The following is a 21024-nucleotide window of genomic DNA, read 5'->3' as shown; positions in this document are numbered from 1 at the left end:
CCCTGGTGAGGCTCAGGATAGAGGCATCAAGCCATCATTCTGACCTTATTTGCCGGTCCATTCGGCGACGCGCTCGGGGTGCTTGGCAACCCAGTCCTTGGCGGCGGCGTCGGGTTTTGCGCCCTCTTGAATGGCCAACATGACCTCACCGATCTCGTCTTTCGACTGCCAGGAGAATTTCTTCAGGAACTCGGCCACTTCCGGCGCCTTGGTCGCCAGTTCCTTGCTGCCGATGCTGTTGACGGTCTCGGCGGCGCCGTACACGCCTTTCGGGTCTTCGAGGAAGCGCAGTTTCCACTTGGCGAACATCCAGTGCGGCACCCAGCCGGTCACCGCGATGGATTGCTGCTTGGCATAGGCGCGACCCAGTTCGGCGGTCATCGCCGCACCGGAGCTGGCCTGCAGCTTGTAGCCGTCCAGCGCGTAGTCCTTGATCGCCTGGTCGGTCTTGAGCATCACCCCGGAGCCGGCGTCGATACCCACGATCTTTTTCTTGAAGCTGTCATCGGTCTTGAGGTCGGCGACCGATTGCGCCTTCACGTATTCCGGCACGATCAGGCCGATCTTGGCGTCCTTGAAGTTGGGGCCGTAATCGACAACCTCATCCTTATTCTTGGCCCAGTACTCACCGTGGGTGACCGGCAGCCAGGCGGAAAGCATGGCGTCCAGCTTGCCGGTGGCCACGCCCTGCCACATGATCCCGGTCGCCACGGGCATCAGCTTCACGTCATAGCCCAGTTTCTGTTTGATGACCTCGGCCGCCACATGAGTGGTCGCCACACTGTCGGACCAGCCATCGACATAGCCGATGCTCACTTCCTTGGCCATCGCCTGCCCGGCGCTCATCGCCAATACCAGGGCGGCACCCGCCCCCAGGAGTCGTCGCATTTTCATCAAGCTTCCCCTTGTCGCTTAAACAGATAGTCACTTCACGGGACGTCACGTGCCCGACAGAGATCGGGCCATGTCTTGTTCTGGTGCAAGGCGCCCCCTTCACGCCTGGATTCTCTACAGCAGGAACGGGACCGGAATCGCATCAGCGGAGCACTGATGGCTGCCATCATCAACCCCGGACCGCCACGATCCTGTTTCGTCAGCGACCTTGAAACACCGAGAAACGACATCAGCTGGCCAGCAGTGCCCCGGCCCGCCGGGCTTGCGGGAAAACCCGCCCGAACTTTGCATGCCAAGGAAAAATCCCCGGGCGTTTGCAGGTAGTATTGGCGGCTTTGTTTCCTCAGCCGGATCGTTCCATGTCCTCGACTGCCCGCTTTGCGCTGCCGCCCTACCTGTTCGCCTGCCTGCTCGGCCTGCTCGCCCTCGCCGGGCTCTGGTACGGGCTCGGCAAGCCGGTGCTGCTGCCTGACGCCGCCAGCGCCACGCATAAACTGCAATGCGCTTCCTACACGCCGTTCGACAAGGACCAGTCGCCGTTCGACCAGCCCTTCACCCTGCGTCCGGAGCGTATCGATGCCGACCTGGCGCTGCTTTCGAAGCGTTTCGAGTGCATTCGCACCTATTCCATGACCGGGCTTGAAGACATCCCGGCCATTGCTCGCAAATATGGGTTGAAAGTCATGCTCGGGGCCTGGGTCAACGGCAATCCGGTGGATACCGACAAGGAAATCCGCGCCCTGATCGCCTCGGCCAACGCCAACCCGGACGTGGTCCGCGCGGTGATCGTCGGCAACGAGACCCTGCTGCGCAAGGAAGTCACCGGCGACCGCCTGGCTGCGTTGATCGGCCAGGTGAAAAGCCAGGTGCAGGTACCGGTGACCTATGCGGACGTCTGGGAGTTCTGGCTGCAGCATCCGCAGATCGCCCCGGCCGTGGACTTCCTGACCATCCACTTGCTGCCGTACTGGGAAGATGATCCGCGCGGCATCGACGATGCCCTGGCCCATGTCGGCGAGATCCGCCAGGTGTTCGGCAACAAATTCGCCCCCAAGGACATCCTGATCGGCGAGACCGGCTGGCCCAGCGAAGGCCGCCAGCGCGAAACCGCAGTACCGAGCCGGGTCAACGAGGCGCGCTTCATTCGTGGCTTCGTGGCCATGGCCGAGGAGCATGGCTGGCATTACAACCTGATCGAAGCCTTCGACCAGCCGTGGAAGCGTGCCAGCGAAGGGGCGGTTGGCGGTTACTGGGGCCTGTATGACGCCGATCGCCAGGACAAGGGCGTGCTGGAAGGCCCGGTGAGCAACCTGCCGTTCTGGCCGCAGTGGTTGGTCGCCAGTGGTGTGCTGTTCTTCGCCACCTTGTTGGTGGCCGGGCCAGTGCGCAATGCGCGCAATGCGCTGGCGCTGCCGCTGCTGGCGGCGATCGGGGCGGCGAGTATCGGGTTGTGGGGCGAACTGGCGCGGACCAACGCACGTTTCGTCGGCGAGTGGACCTGGGTGGTGTTGCTGACGTGCTTGAACCTGATCGTTCTCGCCCATGGCGCACTGGCCCTGGCGGCACGGGACGGCTGGCGCCAGCGGGCGTTCGCCTGGCTGGAGGCACGCGGCGCCTGGTGGGTGATCGCGGCAGGCTTCGCGGCAGCGGTAAGCATGCTGGCGCTGGTGTTCGATCCGCGCTACCGGAGCTTCCCGAGTGCAGCGTTCGTGGTGCCGGCGCTGGTTTACCTGGTGCGGCCGGTCAGGGTGGCGCGGGCCGAGGTGGCGTTGTTGACCCTGATCGTGGGTGCAGGGATCGCGCCGCAGTTGTATCGCGAAGGGCTGGTCAGTGAGCAGGCGTGGCTCTGGGCGGGGGTCAGTGTGGTGATGACTGCTGCCTTGTGGCGCTGCCTGAGAACTCGATAGTTCTTGAGGGCCTCATCGCTGCGGTGCGGCGGTCCGACAAGCCAGCTCCCACAGGTTCAGCGGTGCACGCGATCCCTGTGGGAGCTGGCTTGCCAGCGATGAGGCCCTGAAGTTCACCGCAGAGACCGGCGAACCAGCCGCAACCCCGCCAGCACCACCGTAAACACCGCAATACTCGCGGTGTACAGCACCAAGGCCGGTATCCCCGCCACCAGTGCCAGCACTGCCAGCCACCAGCCGGCCTTGCGTGGTACCACGGTCGCCAGCAGCGCCAGCCCCAGGCCGATCCAGGCCAGGATCCGGAAATGAATGGTCAGCCCCAGCATCGAGCGCACCGAACACTCCCACACCTGTACCTGCGCCGAGCACACCCCGACCCACTGCGGGTCCTCCATGAAGCCGTAGCGCACGGTATAACTGGCAGCCAGCCACGCCGGAATGAACAGCAGCAGTGCGATCAACGGCAAACGCTGGGACATCAGGAACTCCAAAGTCAGAAAAATCGCCGGCCAGCATAATCCCTCGGACCGTGGGCGCAAGGCGAAAGCGCGGCCCTGAGCTACTTTTATCCTCAGGATAAATGGAACCAATTGTTGCAACGACCAAAGCAGGCGCGGCAACATTCGAAGCAACAAAGACAGTGGCACTTGGCAACTTCTTTCGTCATGCAAGTGTCCTAGGCTGCATCGTGCTTTTGCCTTTTTTCCGGGGACCCGTCATGTTTCGACCTCTGCGCCTTGCTGCCTTGCTGGGTGGCCTCTTGCTGTGTGCGGCCGCGTCGGCGGCGGATATCGATGCCGCCAGCTATGGCTACCCGCTGACCAACCCCTTCGAGGCGACCATCGCCACCACGCCGCCGGACCTGCGTCCCGAGCTGCCCACCGACGATGACATCACCCAGAGCGACTACACCCTGAACATGCGTCCGGAACGGGAGTTCATCCTGCCGGACAATTTCTGGCCGGTGAAGAAGCTCACCTACCGCCTGGCCCGGCAGGACCACGAGGCGCCGTTGATCTTCCTAATCGCCGGTACCGGTGCCCCCTTCAACTCGAGCATCAACGAGTACCTCAAGCGCCTGTACTACAAGGCCGGCTTCCATGTCGTGCAACTGTCCTCGCCGACCAGCTACGACTTCATGAGCGCCGCCTCGCGCTTCGCCACGCCCGGCGTCAGCAGCGAGGACGCCGAGGACCTGTACCGGGTCATGCAGGGCGTGCGCGCCCAGCATCCGCGCCTGGCGGTCAAGGAGTTCTACCTCAGCGGCTACAGCCTGGGCGCCCTCGACGCGGCGTTCGTCGCCCACCTTGACGAAACCCGGCGCAGCTTCAACTTCAAGCGTGTGCTGCTGCTTAACCCGCCGGTGAACCTGTACACCTCGATCACCAACCTCGACCGCCTGGTGCAGACCGAGGTCAAGGGCGTGACCAGCCACACCACCTTCTATGAGCTGGTCCTTGCCAAGCTGACCCGCTATTTCCAGCAGAAGGGCTATATCGACCTCAACGACGCCCTGCTCTACGACTTCCAGCAGTCGCGCCAGCACCTGACCAACGAGCAGATGGCCATGCTGATCGGCAGTTCGTTCCGCTTCTCCGCCGCCGATATCGCCTTTACCTCGGACCTGATCAACCGCCGCGGCCTGATAATCCCGCCGAAATTCCCGATCACCGAAGGCAGCAGCCTGACGCCCTTCTTCAAGCGCGCCCTGCAATGCGACTTCGACTGCTACCTGACCGAGCAGGTGATCCCCATGTGGCGCGCCCGTACCGATGGCGGCAGCCTGCTGCAACTGATCGACCAGGTCAGCCTCTACGCCCTGAAGGACTACCTGAGCCAGTCGCCGAAGATCGCCGTGATGCACAACGCCGACGACCTGATACTCGGCCCTGGCGATATCGGTTTCCTGCGCAAGACCTTTGGCGACCGGCTGACCCTGTACCCCCATGGCGGCCATTGCGGCAACATCAATTACCGCGTCAACAGCGACGCCATGCTGGAGTTCTTCCGTGGTTAAACGTCTGCTGATCACCGCCCTGCTGCTGTCCGCCGTCCCGGCCTTCGCCGACGAAACCGCGCCTGCGGCCAGTGCCCTGGATACCGACGGCTTCACCGAGCCGTTGAAGGAACTGAAATTCAACCCGGGGCTGGACCAGCGCGAATTCGAGCGCGCCACCCTCGACGCCCTGGAAGTCTACGACCCGATGGAATCGTGGAACCGTCGCGTCTACCACTTCAACTACCGCTTCGACCAATGGGTGTTCCTGCCGGTGGTCAACGGCTATCGCTATATCACCCCGCAATTCGTGCGCAGCGGGGTCAGCAACTTCTTCAGCAACCTCGGCGACGTGCCGAACCTGCTCAACAGCCTGCTGCAGTTCAAGGGCAAGCGTTCCCTGGACATCACCGCGCGGCTGCTGGTGAACACCACCATCGGCGTCTTCGGCCTGTGGGACCCGGCAACCATGATGGGCGTGCCCAAGCAGAACGAGGATTTCGGCCAGACCTTGGGCGTCTGGGGCGTGCCGAGCGGGCCGTACGTGGTGTTGCCGATCCTCGGCCCCTCGAACCTGCGCGATACCGGCGGGCTGGTGGTGGACTATGGCGCGGAAAACCAGATCAACTTCCTCAATGTCGCGGAAGTCAGCAGCGATCACCCGGAAATCTGGGTACTGCGGGCCGTGGACAAGCGCTATACCACCAACTTCCGTTACGGGCAGATGAACTCGCCGTTCGAGTACGAGAAGGTGCGGTATGTGTATACGGAGTCGCGCAAGCTTCAGATAGCTGAGTGATCTTCAGGGCCTCATCGCTGGCAAGCCAGCTCCCACAGGTTCACCACTGCCCTCAAGAGCGGTGGGGTGCCTGTGGGGGCTTGTCGGACCGCCGCACCGCAGCGATTAGGCCGGATCAGACAACCCCAGGAAACTGCACAACTGCGAGCGTTTGGCCAGTGCATCCCGCCGCCCCAGTTCGATCAGTTCGCTGCAATACCCTGCCTCGAACAGCAAGTAGCTGAGCACCCCTGCCCCACTGGTTTTGGTCGCCCCCGGCCCGCGCAGGAACATGCGCAAGGCCGGCGGCAGTTCGCGGCGATGGCGCGCGGCGATCTCGTCCAGCGGCTGGCTGGGCGCCACCACCAGCACCTCGACCGGCGCCAGGCCGAGGCGCTGGGGATGATCCTGGGGCGGCACCAGGTGGCTGAGGTGGTTGAGTCGCTGGAGCAGCTCCAGGTCGTCTTCCAGGCTGTCGATGAAGGTGCTGTTGAGCAGATGTCCGCCGATCTGCGCCAGGCTGGGCGGCTGGCCGCTGTAGACCCGGGCATGCGGCATGGTGTCCGCCGGCCCGCGCGGATTGCCGCTGACGCCCACCACCAGGATGCGGTTGTCCCCCAGGTGCAGCGCCGGGCTGATCGGCGCCGACTGGCGCACCGCACCGTCACCGTAGTAATCGTGGCCCAGCTTGACCGGCGCGAACAACAGCGGGATCGCCGAACTGGCCAGCAGGTGGTCGATGCTCAGGCGGGTCGGCAAGCCGATACGACGATGGCGCAACCACGGATCGATGGCGCCGCGCCCCTGGTAGAAGGTCACCGCCTGGCCCGACTCATAGCCGAAGGCAGTCACCGCCACCGCACGCAGGTGGCGCTGCTCGATGGCATGGCCGATGCCGCTCAGGTCCAGATGCTCGGAGAGCAGCCCGCGCAAAGGGGAACTATCGAGCAGGGCCACCGGCACCTGGCGCCCCAGGCCAAGCAGGCTGTGGCCGACGAAACGACTGGCCTGGCGCACTACCCCGGGCCAGTCGCTGCGCAACACCTGGTGGCTGCGAAAGCCCTGCCAGAAGCCGGTGAGACGGCGTATCGCCTCGGCGAAATGCAGGGCGCCGCTGGCCAGGGTGACAGCATTGATCGCACCGGCCGAGGTGCCGACGATCACCGGAAAGGGGTTGGCCGCGCCTTGCGGCAGCAGGTCGGCAATGCCCGCCAAAACCCCCACCTGGTAGGCGGCACGGGCGCCGCCGCCGGAAAGGATCAAGCCGGTGACCGGTTCTGCTGCCATGCACGCACTCCCTGGAATGACGGAAAAAGCGGGTTACTTCTTGTACAGCTTGGGTTCGCCCGGCGGCCGCGACTTGAAGCGCCGGTGCGCCCACAGGTACTGCTCGGGACACTCGCGCAGGGCCTGCTCGATCCACTGGTTGATGCGCAGGCAGTCGGCTTCCTCGGTCTCGCCCGGGAAGTCTTCGAGCGGCGGATGGATCACCAGGCGATAGCCACTGCCATCGGCCAGGCGCTCCTGGGTGAACGGAATGACCCGGGCGCGGCCCAGGCGGGCGAACTTGGTGGTGGCGGTAACCGTCGCCGCCGGGATACCGAACAGCGGCACGAACAGGCTCTGCTTGGCACCGTAGTCCTGGTCCGGTGCGTACCAGATGGCGCGGCCGGCGCGCAGCAGCTTGAGCATGCCGCGCACGTCCTCGCGCTCCACCGCCAGGGAATCGAGGTTATGCCGCTCGCGGCCACGGCGCTGGACGAAGTCGAACAGGGCGTTCTTGTGTTCGCGGTACATGCCGTCGATGGTGTGGACCTGGCCGAGCAGCGCGGCGCCGATTTCCAGGGTGGTAAAGTGCAGGGCCATCAGGATGGCACCCTGGCCATCACGCTGCGCCGCCTGCAGATGCTCCAGCCCCTCGATGTGCGCCAAGCGCGCCAAACGGGCCTTTGGCCACCACCAGCTCATGGCCATTTCGAAGAACGCGATACCGGTGGAAGCGAAATTTTCCTTGAGCAGGCGGGTTCGCTCGACGGACGGCAAGTGCGGGAAGCACAGCTCCAGGTTGCGTGCGGCGATCGCCCGGCGCGCTCCGGCCACGCGGTACATCACCGCCCCCAGGGCACGGCCGATCCCCAGCAAAACCGGGTACGGCAGCTGAACGATCAGCCAGAGCAGGCCGAGCCCCAGCCACAGCGGCCAGAAACGCGGATGCAGGAAGTACGGACGAAAACGCGGGCGATCCATTCAAGATTCCGGAAAGAAAAAGGCCGGGCATTCTACAACGGTTCGGCGCGGGTTGCGGCTAACCGGCGTTCTCGTTATAAGTCTGGGCACTTTTCGCAACGAAAGCCGCTTCGACGCAGACCATGAGCCAAAGCCAGACGCCAGACCCAGCCCCCGTGTTCCAGCTCAAGGGCAGCATGCTCGCCATCACCGTGCTCGAGCTTGCCCGCAACGACCTCGATGGTCTCGACCGGCAGTTGGCGGCCAAGGTCGCCCAGGCGCCGAACTTCTTCAGCAACACGCCGCTGGTGCTGGCGCTGGACAAGCTGCCGGCCAACGAAGGCAGCGTCGACCTGCCGGGGATGATGCGCATTTGCCGCCAGCACGGCCTGCGCACCCTGGCGATCCGTGCCAGCCGCATCGAGGACATCGCCGCCGCCATCGCCATCGACCTGCCGGTGCTGCCGCCGTCCGGCGCCCGCGAGCGCCCGGTGGACCCGGTGGAAATCGAGCCGGCGAAAAAAGCCGAACCCGCCCCGGCGCCACCGCCTCCGCCACCGGAGCCGACGGTACGCCCGACCAGGATCATCACCACGCCTGTACGCGGCGGCCAACAGATCTATGCTCAGGGGGGCGACCTGGTCGTGGTGTCGGCGGTCAGCCCGGGTGCGGAACTTCTCGCCGATGGCAATATCCATGTGTACGGGCCAATGCGCGGTCGCGCCCTCGCCGGTATCAAGGGCAACACCAAGGCACGGATCTTCTGCCAGCAGATGACCGCCGAACTGGTTTCGATCGCCGGGCAGTACAAGGTCTCCGAAGACCTGCGCCGCGATCCGCTGTGGGGGGCCGGCGTGCAGGTCAGCCTGTCCGGGGACGTGTTGAACATCACCCGCCTTTAACGGATACTGCCGCCATTTTCCGTGCAACTTTAGTCAGTTAGTTGCCGTTTTTGCATTTAGGGACCGCACGTCCTTTTTCATCATTTTTAGGGGTGATACACCTTGGCCAAGATTCTCGTGGTGACTTCCGGCAAGGGTGGTGTGGGCAAGACCACCACCAGTGCCGCCATCGGTACCGGCCTCGCGCTGCGCGGGCACAAGACAGTGATCGTCGACTTCGACGTCGGCCTGCGTAACCTCGACCTGATCATGGGCTGCGAGCGCCGCGTGGTGTACGACTTCGTCAACGTCGTCAACAACGAGGCCAACCTGCAGCAGGCCCTGATCAAGGACAAGCGCCTGGAGAACCTCTACGTGCTGGCCGCCAGCCAGACCCGGGACAAGGACGCGCTGACCCAGGAAGGCGTGGAGAAGGTCCTGATGGAGCTGAAGGAAAACTTCGACTACGTGGTCTGCGACTCCCCGGCCGGCATCGAGAAGGGCGCGCACCTGGCGATGTACTTCGCCGACGAAGCCATCGTCGTGACCAACCCTGAAGTATCCTCGGTACGCGACTCCGACCGCATGCTCGGCCTGCTGGCCAGCAAGTCGCGCCGCGCCGAACGCAACGAAGACCCGATCAAGGAACACCTGCTGATCACCCGTTACCACCCCGAGCGCGTGAGCAAGGGCGAGATGCTGGGCGTCGAAGACGTCAAGGAAATCCTCTCCGTCGCGCTGCTGGGTGTCATCCCCGAATCCCAGGCCGTGCTCAAGGCCTCCAACCAGGGCGTCCCGGTCATCCTCGACGACCAGAGCGATGCCGGCCAGGCGTACAGCGACACTGTCGACCGCCTGCTGGGCAAAACCGTGGAACACCGGTTCCTCGACGTACAGAAGAAGGGATTCTTCGAGCGCCTGTTTGGAGGCAATTGAACCATGAACCTTTTTGACTTCTTTCGTGCCAGCAAAAAACAGAGTTCCGCGTCGGTTGCGAAAGAGCGTCTACAGATCATCGTGGCGCACGAGCGCGGACAGCGCAGCACCCCGGACTACCTGCCGGCCCTGCAGAAAGAACTGCTGGAAGTGATCCGCAAGTACGTCAACATCGGCAACGATGACGTGCAGGTGGCGCTGGAGAACCAGGGCAGTTGCTCGATACTCGAACTCAACATCACCCTGCCCGAACGCCCCTGAGCGTCTGCGGGTAACCTGCCACGGCGACGGCCGGGCCCGGGCTGCACATGCCCGGGACCGACCGTCGCCGTTGGCGTTTGCAGAGAACACGCAATGCCGCTGTCCAACGTCGAGATCCTCCACCAGGATGCCGCCATTCTGGTGGTCAACAAGCCAACCCTGCTGCTCTCCGTGCCTGGCCGGGCCGAGGACAACAAGGACTGCCTGATCACCCGCCTGCAGGAAAACGGCTACCCCGATGCGCTGATCGTCCACCGACTGGACTGGGAAACCTCAGGGATCATCCTGCTTGCCCGCGACGCCGACAGCCACCGCGAACTGTCCCGGCAATTCCACGACCGCGAGACCGAGAAGGCCTATACCGCCCTGTGCTGGGGCCAGCCGGAGCGCGACAGTGGCAGCATCGACCTGCCGCTGCGCTACGACCCGCCCACCAAGCCGCGGCACGTGGTGGACCACGAACAGGGCAAGCATGCCCTGACCTTCTGGCGCATCGTCGAGCGCTGCGGCGACTGGTGCCGGGTCGAACTGACGCCGATCACCGGGCGCTCGCACCAGTTGCGCGTGCACATGCTGTCGATCGGACACCCATTGCTGGGTGACCGGCTGTATGCCAATCCCGAGGCGCTGGCGGCCCATGAGCGGCTGTGCCTGCACGCCTCGATGCTGAGCTTCACCCACCCGGTGACGGGCGAGCGGCTCAGGTTCGAGTGCCCGGCGCCGTTCTGAAGTGACCCCGATCGCTGGCAAGCCAGCTCCCACAGGGGTTTGAGTCAGCCACAAAAGGTATGTACGACGCGGGCCTGTGGGAGCTGGCTTGCCAGCGATTAGGCCATCAGCATCACCCTCGGAGCCGGCCATGTCGCTCCCAGACCATCTGCGCTAAACTCGCGCCCACTGCTGTCTGGAGTGACTTATGCGCGACGCCCTGAACCAAGGCCTGATTGATTTCCTCAAAGCCTCTCCCACGCCCTTCCATGCCACCGCCAGCCTGGCCCAGCGCCTCGAAGCGGCCGGCTACCAGCGCCTGGACGAACGCGACAGCTGGGCCACGGTGCCTGGCGGTCGCTATTACCTGACCCGCAACGACTCCTCGATCATCGCCATCAAGCTCGGCCGCCATTCGCCGCTGCTGGACGGCATCCGCCTAGTCGGCGCCCACACCGACAGCCCGTGCCTGCGGGTCAAGCCGCAACCCGAGCTGCAGCGCCACGGTTTCTGGCAACTGGGGGTGGAAGTCTACGGCGGCGCGCTGCTCGCGCCCTGGTTCGACCGCGACCTGTCACTGGCCGGCCGCGTCACCTTCCGCCGCGACGGCAAGGTAGAAAGCGCGCTGGTGGACTTCAAGCTGCCCATCGCGGTGATCCCCAACCTGGCGATCCACCTCAACCGTACCGCCAACGAAGGCTGGGCGATCAACCCGCAGATCGAGCTGCCGCCGATCCTGGCCCAGGTGGCCGGTGACGAGCGCGTCGATTTCCGCGCCCTGCTGACCGAGCAACTGGCCCGCGAACACGGCCTCAACGCCGATGTGGTGCTGGATTACGAACTGAGCTTCTACGACACCCAGGACGCAGCCCTGGTCGGCCTGCACGGCGAGTTCATCGCCGGCGCGCGCCTCGACAACCTGCTGTCCTGCTACGCCGGCCTGCGTGCCCTGCTCGACGCCGACAGCGACGAAACCTGCGTGCTGGTGTGCAACGACCACGAGGAAGTCGGCTCCTGCTCGGCCTGCGGTGCCGACGGCCCGATGCTGGAACAGACCCTGCGCCGCCTGCTGCCGGACGGCGACGAGTTCGTCCGCACCATCCAGCGCTCGCTGCTGGTCTCGGCGGACAACGCCCACGGCGTGCACCCCAACTACGCCGAGAAGCACGACGGCAACCACGGCCCCAAGCTCAACGCCGGCCCGGTGATCAAGGTCAACAACAACCAGCGCTACGCCACCAACAGCGAAACCGCCGGGTTCTTCCGCCACCTGTGCATGGCCGAGGAAGTCCCGGTGCAGAGCTTCGTGGTGCGCAGCGACATGGGTTGCGGCTCGACCATCGGCCCGATCACCGCCAGCCACCTGGGCGTGCGCACCGTCGATATCGGCCTGCCGACCTTCGCCATGCACTCGATCCGCGAGCTGTGCGGCAGCCAGGACCTGGCCCATCTGGTCAAGGTACTGACCGCGTTCTATCGCAGCCGCGAGCTGCCATGAAACCGCGGCGGGGCGCTCTGCCCCGCCACGTCCCCACTGGCGGAGCCGGCGCTTTGTGACACCAGTCAACCTCGCGCTGTCATTTAGCGCCTATGCTCAAGCCAGACTTTTCGCAGCAAGGAGAAGGATCTTGAGTCTGTCCACGTTCCAGTCGATGTTCCTGCCGGTCCTCGCGGGCCTGATTCTGTTGACCATCGGCTTCAACAAGCGGGAAAACAATTCCGGTGTGCTGATGATGTGGCTCGGCATGCTTTCCATACTTGGCATCATGGTCTGGAAGATCCTCGAGAAACTCGACTGACGGATGCTCTACACTGCGCCGATTACCTGTGTTCGAGGTTGATCGTCCAGTGTCCGCCCTTTTGCGCTGTTTCACCCTGCTACTGCTGATCTTCGCTGCCCAGGCCCAGGCCGCCGGCCTGCCGAGCCTGCTCGGCGGCAGCACGCCGGCCCAGCCCCAGGCCAGCGAACCCCTGGGCAAATCCCTCGACGAAGTCATCACCACGCTGGAAAACGACCAGCAACGCACGCGCCTGCTCAACGACCTGAAGAAGCTCCGCGACAGCACCCGCCAGGCCCAGCCGGACCCTGAGCAGGGCGTGCTGGGCCTGATCGGCGGCACCTTCGCCGAACTGGAAAAGCAGTTCAGCGGCGACGCCAGTCCGTTCAAGCGCTGGGCCGACGAAATGGAACTGGCGGGGGTCGAACTCGCGGCGCTGAAAGTGCCGGTGCAGCAATTGCCGGGGCTGCTGTTCGGCTTCATCGCCATCCTCGCCCTGTGGAGCCTGCTGGCCTACGCCCTGAACTGGGCCAGCCACCGCTTGCGCGTGCGCTTCGGCCTGACCGAGGAACTGCCCCAGCATCCCCGCACCTGGGACCTGGTGCGCTTCGCCCTGCGCAAGCTGGGGCCCTGGCTGGTGGCGCTGATCATCACCGTGTACCTGAGCTTCGCCCTGCCCTCCTCGCTGGGCAAATCGATGGCCATGGTCATCGCCTACGCCCTGGTGGTGGGTACCCTGTTCTCGTCCATCTGCGTGATCGCCTTCTCCCTGCTCGACGGCCCGCACCGCCACCGTGCCCTGCATATCCTGCGGCACCGGGCCTTCCGCCCGCTCTGGCTGATCGGCAGCTTCGCCGCCTTCGGCGAGGCGATGAACGACCCGCGCCTGTACCTGGCCCTCGGCACCCACCTGGCCCATGCCCTGGCGACCCTGGCCAATATCCTCGCGGCCCTGTCCACGGCGCTGTTCATCCTGCGTTTCCGCCGCCCCATCGCCCACCTGATCCGCAACCAGCCGCTGGCCCATCGGCTCAAGCGCCGTGCCCTGAGCGACACGATCGAAGTCCTTGGCAGTTTCTGGTACCTGCCGGCCTTGGTGCTGGTGGGCATCTCGCTGTTCGCCACCTTCGTTTCCGCAGGTGATACCAGCACAGCCCTGCGCCAGTCGTTGATGTGCACGGTGCTGGTGATCCTGTGCATGGTGATCAACGGCCTGGTCCGTCGCCACGCACTCCGGCAGCAGCGCAACAACCGGCGCCAGGCGGTGTACGCCGAGCGCCTGCGCAGCTTCGCCTACACCCTGGTGCACCTGGGCGTCTGGCTGGTATTCATCGAACTGGGCCTGAGGGTCTGGGGCCTGTCGCTGATCAGCTTCGCCGAAGGCGAAGGCCATGAAGTGGCAATCCGCATGGGCGGCCTGGCCGGCACCCTGATCGCCGCCTGGCTGGTGTGGATCCTCGCCGATACCGCCGTGCACCACGCCCTGACCCGCTCGCGCAAGGGCCTGGCCAACGCCCGGGCGCAGACCATGATGCCGCTGATCCGCAACGTACTGTTCGTGACCATCGCCATCATCGCCTTGATCATCGCCCTGGCGAACATGGGCATGAACGTCACCCCGCTGCTGGCGGGTGCCGGTGTCATCGGCCTGGCCATCGGTTTCGGCGCGCAATCGCTGGTGGCCGACCTGATCACCGGCCTGTTCATCATCATCGAGGACTCCCTGGCGATCGACGACTACGTCGATGTCGGCGGCCATCTCGGCACCGTCGAGGGCCTGACCATCCGCACCGTGCGCCTGCGCGATATCGACGGCATCGTCCACACCATCCCGTTCAGCGAGATCAAGAGCATCAAGAACTACTCCCGGGAGTTCGGCTACGCGATCTTCCGCATCGCCATTCCCTACAACATGGGCATCGACCAGGCCATCGCCCTGATTCGCGACGTCGGCCAGAAGATGCGCAGCGACCCGTTGCAGCGCCGCAACATCTGGTCGCCACTGGAGTTGCAGGGCGTGGAGAGTTTCGAATCCGGCTCGGCGGTGCTGCGGGCGCGCTTCAAGACCGCGCCGATCAAGCAATGGGAGGTATCGAGGGCCTTCAACCTGGCGCTCAAGCGCCAGCTCGACGAGGCCGGGCTGGACCTTGCCACCCCGCGCCTGTCGGTACAGGTGCTGACCACCGCCGGCGGCGCCGCTGCCGAGAATAGCGAAAAGGCCTAGCCCGCATCGGCGCGGATGCGGATCGCATCGTGCCGCCAATACTCGAGGTCGCAGTCGATCAGTCGCCCCGACTGGTCGCTGTTGACCCGGGTGATATGCAGGCCGGCACTGCCCGGTGACACCTTCAATGCCGAGGCCGCCGCGGTCGGCAGGGCGGTTGGCAGGATCTCGAAGCACACCCGCCCGTAGCGGATGCCATAGTGACGGTCATAGATCTCCGTCAGCGACTGGCCCAGGTCATGTTCGAGGATGCCGGGAAAGTAGTCCGGGTTCAGGTAATGCTCGGCATAGAGTACTGCACGCCCGTCGATGCGGCGCAGGCGGCAGATCTGGATCACGCTGGACAGTGGCGGCAGCTTCAGGCGCGCGCAGATCGCCGCGGCCGCCGGTTGCAGGCGCGCCGAGAGCAGTTCGGTAGCCGGGATGCGCCCTTGCTCGCGCACCATGGCATGGAAGTGACTGCGCTCGATCAGGTCGTAGGTCAGCCGTTGCGGGGCAACGAACCAGCCTCGCCGCTCCTCGCGGTAGATCAGGCCCTGGGCCTCCAGCTGGACCAGCGCTTCGCGCAGGGTAATCCGGGTGGTATCGAATACTTCACTGAGCTTGCGTTCAGCCGGCAGCTTGCCTCCGGGCGGGAGCAGGCCGTGTTCGATCTGCTCCTGCAGGGCATGGCAAATGGCTGTAACGGCACGGGGCGGCGGTGCATGCATCAAGGGCTTCCTTCTGGACTAGTCCAGCCGCACCCGATGCCCTGCAAGGGTGCATCTGGCCTGGCCGGAAAAACCTCTTGAGCTTAGGCAAAGCAGATGAACCTGAGATGACAAGTGCGCCCAACGGTCATTCCGGCACGGGCTGGAGGCCACGGCCATCGTGCGCTCAACCGTGGTCTACGCTGTATTTCCAGAGTCGGTCGGCAACGCCCGGCAAGGCTGTGCGACATCAAACTGTCACGCAACATGCCTACCTTGGCTCAGGTATTGCTGACCTAGACCAACCGAAACGCAACAACGCCCCAACCTCTCATGTCGTGCAAGGCACCCATTAAGGAGCTTCGGATGAAACAGCTTTTCCTGGCCTCTCTGTTAGGCGCGAGCATTGCCCTGTCGCATGCGGCCGTGGCCGCCGACACCGACCTCAAGGCCCTGGAGGACGCCGCCCGCAAGGAAGGCACCGTCAATAGCGTGGGCATGCCCGATGCCTGGGCGAACTGGAAAGGAACCTGGGAAGACCTGGCGAAGAAATACGGCCTCAAGCACATGGACACCGACATGAGCTCGGCCCAGGAAGTGGCCAAGTTCGACGCCGAGAAGGACAACGCCAGCGCCGACATCGGCGACGTCGGCGCCGCCTTCGGCCCGATCGCCGTGGCCAAGGGCGTGACCCAGCCGTACAAGCCGAGCACCTGGGACCAGGTCCCGGCCTGGGCGAAGGACCAGGACGGGCACTGGGCACTGGCCTATACCGGCACCATCGCCTTCATCATCAACAAGCAACTGGTGAAGGAAGAGGACATGCCGAAAACCTGGCATGACCTGGAAAAAGGCAAGTACAAGGTCGCCATCGGCGACGTCGGCACTGCCGCACAGGCTGCCAATGGCGTACTGGCCGCCGCCATCGCCTACAAGGGCGACGAGAAGAACATCGAGCCGGGCCTGCAACTGTTCACCAAGCTGGCCCAGCAGAAGCGCCTGTCGCTGGCCAACCCGACCATCCAGACCCTGGAAAAGGGTGAAGTGGAAGTGGGCGTGGTATGGGACTTCAATGGCCTGAGCTACCGCGAGCAGATCGATCCCAAGCGCTTCGAAGTGCTGATTCCGGCCGATGGCTCGGTGATCTCCGGCTACACCACCATCATCAACAAGTACGCCAAGCACCCGAACGCCGCCAAGCTGACCCGCGAATACATCTTCAGCGATGCCGGGCAGACCAACCTGGCGATCGGCCATGCGCGCCCGATCCGTGCCGAGCACCTGAAGTTGCCGGCTGACGTCCAGGCCAAGCTGCTGCCGAACGAGCAATACCGCGCCGCCCAGCCGATCAAGGATGCGGCCGCGTGGGAAGCGACCTCCAAGGCACTGCCGCAGAAGTGGCAGGAGCAGGTCATCATCGAGATGGAGTGAGGCCCTATCGCTGGCAAGTCGGGGCGCCGAACCGCAGCTCCCACAGGGATCGCGTGCACCGCCGAACCTGTGGGAGCTGCGGTTCGGCGCCCCGACTTGCCAGCGATGCTGCACACACGGTCCCCGGAGCCTCACATGAAGCACAAAGTCATCCTGGTCCTGCTCGACGGCCTCAACCACCAGGTCGCGCACCATGCCATGGGCCACCTGCACGCCTGGGTCGAAGCCGACCGCGCCGCCCTCTATCGCCTGGAGTGCGAGCTGCCAGCCCTGTCCCGGCCGCTGTACGAATGCATCCTCACCGGCGTTGCGCCGATCGACAGCGGCATCGTGCACAACCAGGTGTCGCGCCTGTCGACCCAGCGCAGCATCTTCCACTACGCTCGTGAAGCCGGCGTGCCCACTGCCGCCGCGGCCTATCACTGGGTCAGCGAGCTGTACAACCGCACGCCCTTCGACCCGGTCCGCGACCGCCATACCCACGCGCCGAAGCTGCCGATCCAGCACGGTCTGTTCTACTACGCCGACCATTACCCGGACTCGCACCTGTTCGCCGATGCCGAATACCTGCGGCGCAAGCACGACCCCGGTTTCCTCCTGATCCACCCGATGAACATCGACGACGCCGGCCACCGCCATGGCCTGGACAGCAGCCAGTACCGCAACAGCGCGCGCTCGGCCGATATCCTGCTGGCCGACTACCTGGTCACCTGGCTCGCCGAGGGTTACCAGGTGCTGGTGACCGCCGACCACGGCATGAACAACGACCGCTCGCACAACGGCCTGCTCCCGGAAGAACGGGAAGTGCCGCTGTTCGTGTTCGGCGACGGTTTCAGCCTCGACCCCACGGCCAAGCCCCTGCAGACCGAACTGTGCGGCACCGTCTGCCAGCTGCTGGGCGTGGCCCACGACAAACCGCTTTGCCGGGAGCTGCTCTCGTGAATCCGTTTTCCCGCGGCAAATGGCTGGCGTTGCTGTGCCTGCTGCCCTTCGCCCTGTTTTTCATCATCTTCCAGATCGCCCCGCTGGCCTGGGTGGCGATCCACAGCCTGCAAGCCGAAAGCGGCTGGGGCCTGGACAACTTCAGCAAGATCCTGGGCTCGAAGTTCTATCGCCAGGCCATCCAGCACAGCCTGGAGATCAGCTTCTGGTCGAGCCTGTTCGGCATCCTGGTGGCGGTGCTGGGCAGCTATTCGTTGCAACGGGTCGACTCGCGCCTGCGCGACTTCGTCAACGCCTTCGCCAACATGACCAGCAACTTCTCGGGGGTGCCGCTGGCCTTCGCCTTCATCATCCTGCTGGGCTTCAACGGCGCCATGACCCTGGCCCTGAAACAGGCCGGGCTGATCGAGGATTTCAACCTGTATTCCAAGACCGGGCTGATCATCCTCTATACCTATTTCCAGATTCCTCTCGGCGTACTGCTGCTCTACCCGGCCTTCGACGCCCTGCGCGAAGACTGGCGCGAGTCCGCCGCCCTGCTCGGTGCGAGCCCCTGGCAGTACTGGCGGCATATCGGCCTGCCGGTGCTGACGCCGGCCCTGCTGGGTACCTTCGTCATCCTCCTGGCCAACGCCCTCGGTGCCTACGCCACGGTGTACGCGCTGACCACCGGCAATTTCAACGTCCTGCCGATCCGCATCGCCGCGCTGGTGGCCGGCGATATTTCCCTCGACCCGAACCTGGCCAGCGCACTGGCGATCATCCTGGTGGGCCTCATGACCCTGGTGACCCTGGTCCATCAATGGCTGCTGAAGAGGAGCTACCATGTCGCGCGCTGAACCCGCACGCAGTGCCGTCTACCACCGGCTGGTGGTCTGGGCCCTGTTCCTTGTCCTGCTGCTGCCCCTGGCCGGCACCCTGCTCTACTCCATTTCCACCAGTTGGTCGGCGAGCCTTCTGCCCAGCGGCCTGACCTTCAAATGGTACCTGGCGCTGTGGAGCGATCCGCGCTTCCTCACCGCTTTCGCCCAGTCGCTGCTGGTCTGCGTCGGCGCCCTGGTCCTGTCGGTGCTGCTGATCCTGCCGCTGCTGTTCGTCGTGCATTACCACTTCCCCAGGCTCGACGGACTGATGAACATCCTCATCCTGCTGCCGTTCGCGGTGCCGCCGGTGGTGTCCTCGGTGGGCCTGCTGCAGCTCTATGGCTCCGGGCCGATGGCCATGGTCGGCACGCCCTGGATCCTGATCGGCTGCTACTTCACCGTGGCCCTGCCGTTCATGTACCGGGCCATCACCAACAACCTCCAGGCCATCAACCTGCGCGACCTGATGGATGCCGCCCAACTGCTCGGCGCCAGCACCTGGCAGGCGGCGTTCCTGGTGGTGCTGCCGAACCTGCGCAAGGGCCTGATGGTCGCCCTGCTGCTGTCGTTCTCCTTCCTCTTCGGCGAGTTCGTGTTCGCCAACCTGCTGGTGGGTACCCGCTACGAAACCCTGCAGGTGTACCTGAACAACATGCGCAACAGCAGCGGCCACTTCAACAGTGCCCTGGTGATTTCCTATTTCCTCTTCGTGCTGGTGCTGACCTGGGCAGCCAACCGCCTGAACAAGGACAAAACCTGAAATGAGCTTCGTCAGCATCCAGAACCTGGAAAAGACCTACGCCGGCAGCCCGGTGTTCAAGGACATCAATTTCGACATCGCTCGCGGCGAATTCATCACCCTGCTCGGCCCGTCCGGCTGCGGCAAGTCGACCCTGCTGCGCTGCATCGCCGGCCTGACCCCGGTGGACAGCGGCAGGATCCTCCTCGACGGCACCGACCTGGTTCCACTGAGCCCGCAAAAACGCGGGATCGGCATGGTGTTCCAGAGCTATGCGCTGTTTCCCAACATGACCGTGGCGCAGAACGTCGCCTTCGGCCTGCGCATGCAGAAGGTCGCCAGCCAGGACAGTCGGTCGCGGGTGGAGGAAGCCCTGCGCATGGTCGAGTTGCAGGACTTCGCCGCGCGCTATCCTCACCAGCTGTCCGGCGGCCAATGCCAGCGCGTGGCCCTGGCCCGCTCGCTGGTGACCCGCCCGCGCCTGCTGCTGCTCGACGAACCGCTGTCGGCCCTCGACGCACGCATTCGCAAGCACCTGCGCGAGCAGATCCGCAGCATCCAGCGCGAGCTGGGGCTGACCACGGTGTTCGTCACCCACGACCAGGAGGAGGCGCTGACCCTGTCGGACCGCATCTTCCTGATGAACCAGGGCCGGATCGTCCAGAGCGGCGACGCCGAAACCCTCTACACCGCGCCGGTGGACGCCTTCGCCGCCGGGTTCATCGGCAACTACAACCTGCTCGATGCCGAAAGCGCCAGCCGCCTGCTGGAGCGCCCGGTGAGCTGCCGCCTGGCGATCCGCCCGGAAGCCATCGCCCTGAGCCTGGACGGTGCCCTCGACGGCCAGGTGCGCAGCCACAGCCTGCTCGGCAATATCATCCGCTACCGGGTCGAGGCCCGCGGCGTCGAGCTGTCGGTGGACGTGCTCAATCGCTCGTCCGCGGATCTCTATCCGGACGGGCAACGGGTATCCTTGTCGATCGATCCAACTGCCCTGCGCGAAGTCGCGTAGGGATGCACGGGAGTTTTGCGTTATGGCTTTAGCGATCTTCGATCTGGACGAAACCCTGATCCACGGCGACTGCGCTTCGCTGTGGAGCGAGCAGATGGCCCGCCTGGGCTGGGTCGATGGCCCGTCGTTCCTGCGTCGCGACCATGAGTTGATGGAGGCCTACGGCAAGGGTCACCTGGCGATGGAGGACTACATGGCCTTCAGCCTGGAGCCGGTGGCCGGGCGCACGCCGGAGGAAGTCGAGCATCTGGTCGAACCCTGGGTCGAGGACGTCATCGAGCCGATCATTTTCAGCGATGCCTGCCGGGCGATCGCCGAGCACCGGCGCCTGGGCGACCGGATCCTGGTGATCTCGGCCTCGGGCACCCACCTGGTGGGTCCGATCGCAGCGCGGCTGGGGATCGATGAGTTCCTGGCCATCGACCTCGAGGTAGTCAATGGCGTGTACAGCGGGCGTACCCAGGGTGTGCTGACCTACCGGGAAGGCAAGATCACCCGCCTGCTGGAGTGGCTGGATCAGGAAGAGGAGAACCTGGAGGGGGCGAGTTTCTATTCGGACTCGCGCAATGATCTGCCGCTGCTGCTGAAGGTGGACCACCCGCATGTGGTGAATCCGGATCCGGTGCTGCGCGAGCATGCCGAGAAGAATGGCTGGCCGATTCTGGCCTGGAGCTGATGCTTAGTTCTTGAGGGCCTCATCGCTGGCAAGCCAGCTCCCACACCTTGTGGGAGCTGGCTTGCCAGCGATGAGGCCCCCAA

At 64.7% G+C, this 21024-nt stretch carries 21 protein-coding genes; 16 read left to right on the top strand and 5 right to left on the bottom strand.

The genetic code is table 11. The features are described 5' to 3' along the window. Positions 1-45 precede the first annotated feature (45 nt). The gene (locus tag N7650_RS09720) at positions 46-894 is read right to left on the bottom strand and encodes a glycine betaine ABC transporter substrate-binding protein (RefSeq protein ID WP_064304970.1); all 849 of its coding nucleotides are present in this window, start codon (positions 892-894) and stop codon (positions 46-48) included. Between the two features lie 359 nt (positions 895-1253). Here N7650_RS09720 and N7650_RS09715 point away from each other — a divergent pair, with 359 nt between their 5' ends. Beyond that, complete coding sequence (locus N7650_RS09715) at positions 1254-2801, top strand: beta (1-6) glucans synthase (RefSeq protein ID WP_279897998.1); 1548 nt, start codon at positions 1254-1256, stop codon at positions 2799-2801. A gap of 113 nt (positions 2802-2914) precedes the next feature. Here N7650_RS09715 and N7650_RS09710 read toward each other — a convergent pair whose 3' ends face one another. Then, complete coding sequence (locus N7650_RS09710; protein ID WP_279897997.1) at positions 2915-3280, bottom strand: hypothetical protein; 366 nt, start codon at positions 3278-3280, stop codon at positions 2915-2917. Positions 3281-3519: 239 nt separating this feature from the next. On the opposite strand from N7650_RS09710, the gene N7650_RS09705 reads away from it, so the two are divergent. Together N7650_RS09705 and N7650_RS09700 are read left to right on the top strand one after the other, a co-directional pair. Beyond that, positions 3520-4818: a serine/threonine protein kinase gene (locus N7650_RS09705; RefSeq protein ID WP_279897995.1), complete on the top strand. Its 1299-nt coding sequence runs from the start codon at positions 3520-3522 to the stop codon at positions 4816-4818. Continuing rightward, positions 4811-5596 carry a VacJ family lipoprotein gene (locus tag N7650_RS09700; RefSeq protein ID WP_009407495.1) on the top strand — a complete coding sequence of 262 codons (786 nt, stop codon included), beginning with the start codon at positions 4811-4813 and terminating at the stop codon, positions 5594-5596. Before N7650_RS09705 ends, N7650_RS09700 begins: the two co-directional genes overlap by 8 nt. 105 nt (positions 5597-5701) lie before the next feature. Here the strand turns inward: N7650_RS09700 and N7650_RS09695 are convergent, their stop codons facing one another. Together N7650_RS09695 and N7650_RS09690 are read right to left on the bottom strand one after the other, a co-directional pair. Further along, on the bottom strand, positions 5702-6862 hold the full coding sequence (locus tag N7650_RS09695) for a patatin-like phospholipase family protein (RefSeq protein ID WP_279897994.1): 1161 nt from the start codon (positions 6860-6862) through the stop codon (positions 5702-5704). A 33-nt stretch (positions 6863-6895) separates the two neighbouring features. After that, positions 6896-7822 carry a lipid A biosynthesis lauroyl acyltransferase gene (locus tag N7650_RS09690; protein ID WP_009407491.1) on the bottom strand — a complete coding sequence of 309 codons (927 nt, stop codon included), beginning with the start codon at positions 7820-7822 and terminating at the stop codon, positions 6896-6898. A gap of 122 nt (positions 7823-7944) precedes the next feature. On the opposite strand from N7650_RS09690, the gene minC reads away from it, so the two are divergent. The 7 genes from minC (at position 7945) to N7650_RS09655 (ending at position 14589) form a co-directional block, all read left to right on the top strand. Beyond that, positions 7945-8703 (top strand): septum site-determining protein MinC, encoded by a 759-nt coding sequence (minC, locus tag N7650_RS09685; RefSeq protein WP_279897992.1) that lies wholly within the window; start codon positions 7945-7947, stop codon positions 8701-8703. Positions 8704-8805: 102 nt separating this feature from the next. Further along, positions 8806-9618 (top strand): septum site-determining protein MinD, encoded by an 813-nt coding sequence (minD, locus tag N7650_RS09680; RefSeq protein ID WP_009407487.1) that lies wholly within the window; start codon positions 8806-8808, stop codon positions 9616-9618. A gap of 3 nt (positions 9619-9621) precedes the next feature. After that, entirely contained in the window at positions 9622-9879 is a 258-nt protein-coding gene (gene minE, locus N7650_RS09675; protein ID WP_009407485.1) for a cell division topological specificity factor MinE, read from the top strand. A gap of 93 nt (positions 9880-9972) precedes the next feature. Further along, the gene (locus tag N7650_RS09670) at positions 9973-10608 is read left to right on the top strand and encodes an RluA family pseudouridine synthase (RefSeq protein ID WP_279897991.1); all 636 of its coding nucleotides are present in this window, start codon (positions 9973-9975) and stop codon (positions 10606-10608) included. Positions 10609-10795: 187 nt separating this feature from the next. Next, positions 10796-12085, top strand: a complete 1290-nt coding sequence (locus tag N7650_RS09665; protein WP_279897990.1) for a M18 family aminopeptidase — start codon at positions 10796-10798, stop codon at positions 12083-12085. Positions 12086-12215: 130 nt separating this feature from the next. Beyond that, entirely contained in the window at positions 12216-12386 is a 171-nt protein-coding gene (locus N7650_RS09660; protein ID WP_009407479.1) for a hypothetical protein, read from the top strand. 49 nt (positions 12387-12435) lie between these two features. After that, positions 12436-14589 carry a mechanosensitive ion channel family protein gene (locus N7650_RS09655; RefSeq protein WP_279897989.1) on the top strand — a complete coding sequence of 718 codons (2154 nt, stop codon included), beginning with the start codon at positions 12436-12438 and terminating at the stop codon, positions 14587-14589. Here N7650_RS09655 and N7650_RS09650 read toward each other — a convergent pair. Further along, complete coding sequence (locus N7650_RS09650) at positions 14586-15299, bottom strand: UTRA domain-containing protein (protein ID WP_064304978.1); 714 nt, start codon at positions 15297-15299, stop codon at positions 14586-14588. The genes N7650_RS09655 and N7650_RS09650 overlap by 4 nt on opposite strands. A gap of 345 nt (positions 15300-15644) precedes the next feature. On the opposite strand from N7650_RS09650, the gene N7650_RS09645 reads away from it, so the two are divergent. The 6 genes from N7650_RS09645 to N7650_RS09620 all read left to right on the top strand — a co-directional run bounded on the left by N7650_RS09645 (position 15645) and on the right by N7650_RS09620 (position 20941). Next, positions 15645-16709, top strand: a complete 1065-nt coding sequence (locus N7650_RS09645; protein ID WP_009407473.1) for an ABC transporter substrate-binding protein — start codon at positions 15645-15647, stop codon at positions 16707-16709. Positions 16710-16844: 135 nt separating this feature from the next. Beyond that, positions 16845-17651 (top strand): alkaline phosphatase family protein, encoded by an 807-nt coding sequence (locus tag N7650_RS09640; protein WP_279897988.1) that lies wholly within the window; start codon positions 16845-16847, stop codon positions 17649-17651. Further along, a complete protein-coding gene (locus N7650_RS09635) occupies positions 17648-18490 on the top strand; it encodes an ABC transporter permease subunit (RefSeq protein ID WP_279897987.1) in 843 nt (280 codons plus the stop codon). The genes N7650_RS09640 and N7650_RS09635 overlap by 4 nt, the downstream gene beginning before the upstream one ends. Then, positions 18477-19274, top strand: coding sequence for an ABC transporter permease (locus N7650_RS09630; RefSeq protein WP_009407467.1), 798 nt, complete (start codon positions 18477-18479; stop codon positions 19272-19274). Before N7650_RS09635 ends, N7650_RS09630 begins: the two co-directional genes overlap by 14 nt. Position 19275: 1 nt before the next feature. Then, entirely contained in the window at positions 19276-20265 is a 990-nt protein-coding gene (locus tag N7650_RS09625) for an ABC transporter ATP-binding protein (RefSeq protein ID WP_064304980.1), read from the top strand. A gap of 22 nt (positions 20266-20287) precedes the next feature. Beyond that, positions 20288-20941: an HAD family hydrolase gene (locus N7650_RS09620; protein WP_009407463.1), complete on the top strand. Its 654-nt coding sequence runs from the start codon at positions 20288-20290 to the stop codon at positions 20939-20941. The last annotated feature ends 83 nt before the right edge of the window (positions 20942-21024 follow it).

The organism is Pseudomonas sp. GD04058 (assembly GCF_029836855.1).
GTDB classification, from domain to species: domain Bacteria; phylum Pseudomonadota; class Gammaproteobacteria; order Pseudomonadales; family Pseudomonadaceae; genus Aquipseudomonas; species Aquipseudomonas bharatica.
Note: the sequence above shows the minus strand (reverse complement) of the source record. Positions and strands in the feature narration are given on the sequence as shown.

Coding starts and splice junctions, on each gene's coding strand:
- minE (WP_009407485.1), top strand. CDS start 9,622: ATGAACCTTTTTGACTTCTTTCGTGCCAGCAAAAAACAGAGTTCCGCG.
- N7650_RS09645 (WP_009407473.1), top strand. CDS start 15,645: ATGAAACAGCTTTTCCTGGCCTCTCTGTTAGGCGCGAGCATTGCCCTG.
- N7650_RS09625 (WP_064304980.1), top strand. CDS start 19,276: ATGAGCTTCGTCAGCATCCAGAACCTGGAAAAGACCTACGCCGGCAGC.
- N7650_RS09710 (WP_279897997.1), bottom strand. CDS start 3,280: ATGTCCCAGCGTTTGCCGTTGATCGCACTGCTGCTGTTCATTCCGGCG.
- N7650_RS09620 (WP_009407463.1), top strand. CDS start 20,288: ATGGCTTTAGCGATCTTCGATCTGGACGAAACCCTGATCCACGGCGAC.
- N7650_RS09630 (WP_009407467.1), top strand. CDS start 18,477: ATGTCGCGCGCTGAACCCGCACGCAGTGCCGTCTACCACCGGCTGGTG.
- minC (WP_279897992.1), top strand. CDS start 7,945: ATGAGCCAAAGCCAGACGCCAGACCCAGCCCCCGTGTTCCAGCTCAAG.
- N7650_RS09690 (WP_009407491.1), bottom strand. CDS start 7,822: ATGGATCGCCCGCGTTTTCGTCCGTACTTCCTGCATCCGCGTTTCTGG.
- N7650_RS09705 (WP_279897995.1), top strand. CDS start 3,520: ATGTTTCGACCTCTGCGCCTTGCTGCCTTGCTGGGTGGCCTCTTGCTG.
- N7650_RS09695 (WP_279897994.1), bottom strand. CDS start 6,862: ATGGCAGCAGAACCGGTCACCGGCTTGATCCTTTCCGGCGGCGGCGCC.
- N7650_RS09720 (WP_064304970.1), bottom strand. CDS start 894: ATGAAAATGCGACGACTCCTGGGGGCGGGTGCCGCCCTGGTATTGGCG.
- N7650_RS09670 (WP_279897991.1), top strand. CDS start 9,973: ATGCCGCTGTCCAACGTCGAGATCCTCCACCAGGATGCCGCCATTCTG.
- N7650_RS09640 (WP_279897988.1), top strand. CDS start 16,845: ATGAAGCACAAAGTCATCCTGGTCCTGCTCGACGGCCTCAACCACCAG.
- N7650_RS09665 (WP_279897990.1), top strand. CDS start 10,796: ATGCGCGACGCCCTGAACCAAGGCCTGATTGATTTCCTCAAAGCCTCT.
- N7650_RS09715 (WP_279897998.1), top strand. CDS start 1,254: ATGTCCTCGACTGCCCGCTTTGCGCTGCCGCCCTACCTGTTCGCCTGC.
- N7650_RS09650 (WP_064304978.1), bottom strand. CDS start 15,299: ATGCATGCACCGCCGCCCCGTGCCGTTACAGCCATTTGCCATGCCCTG.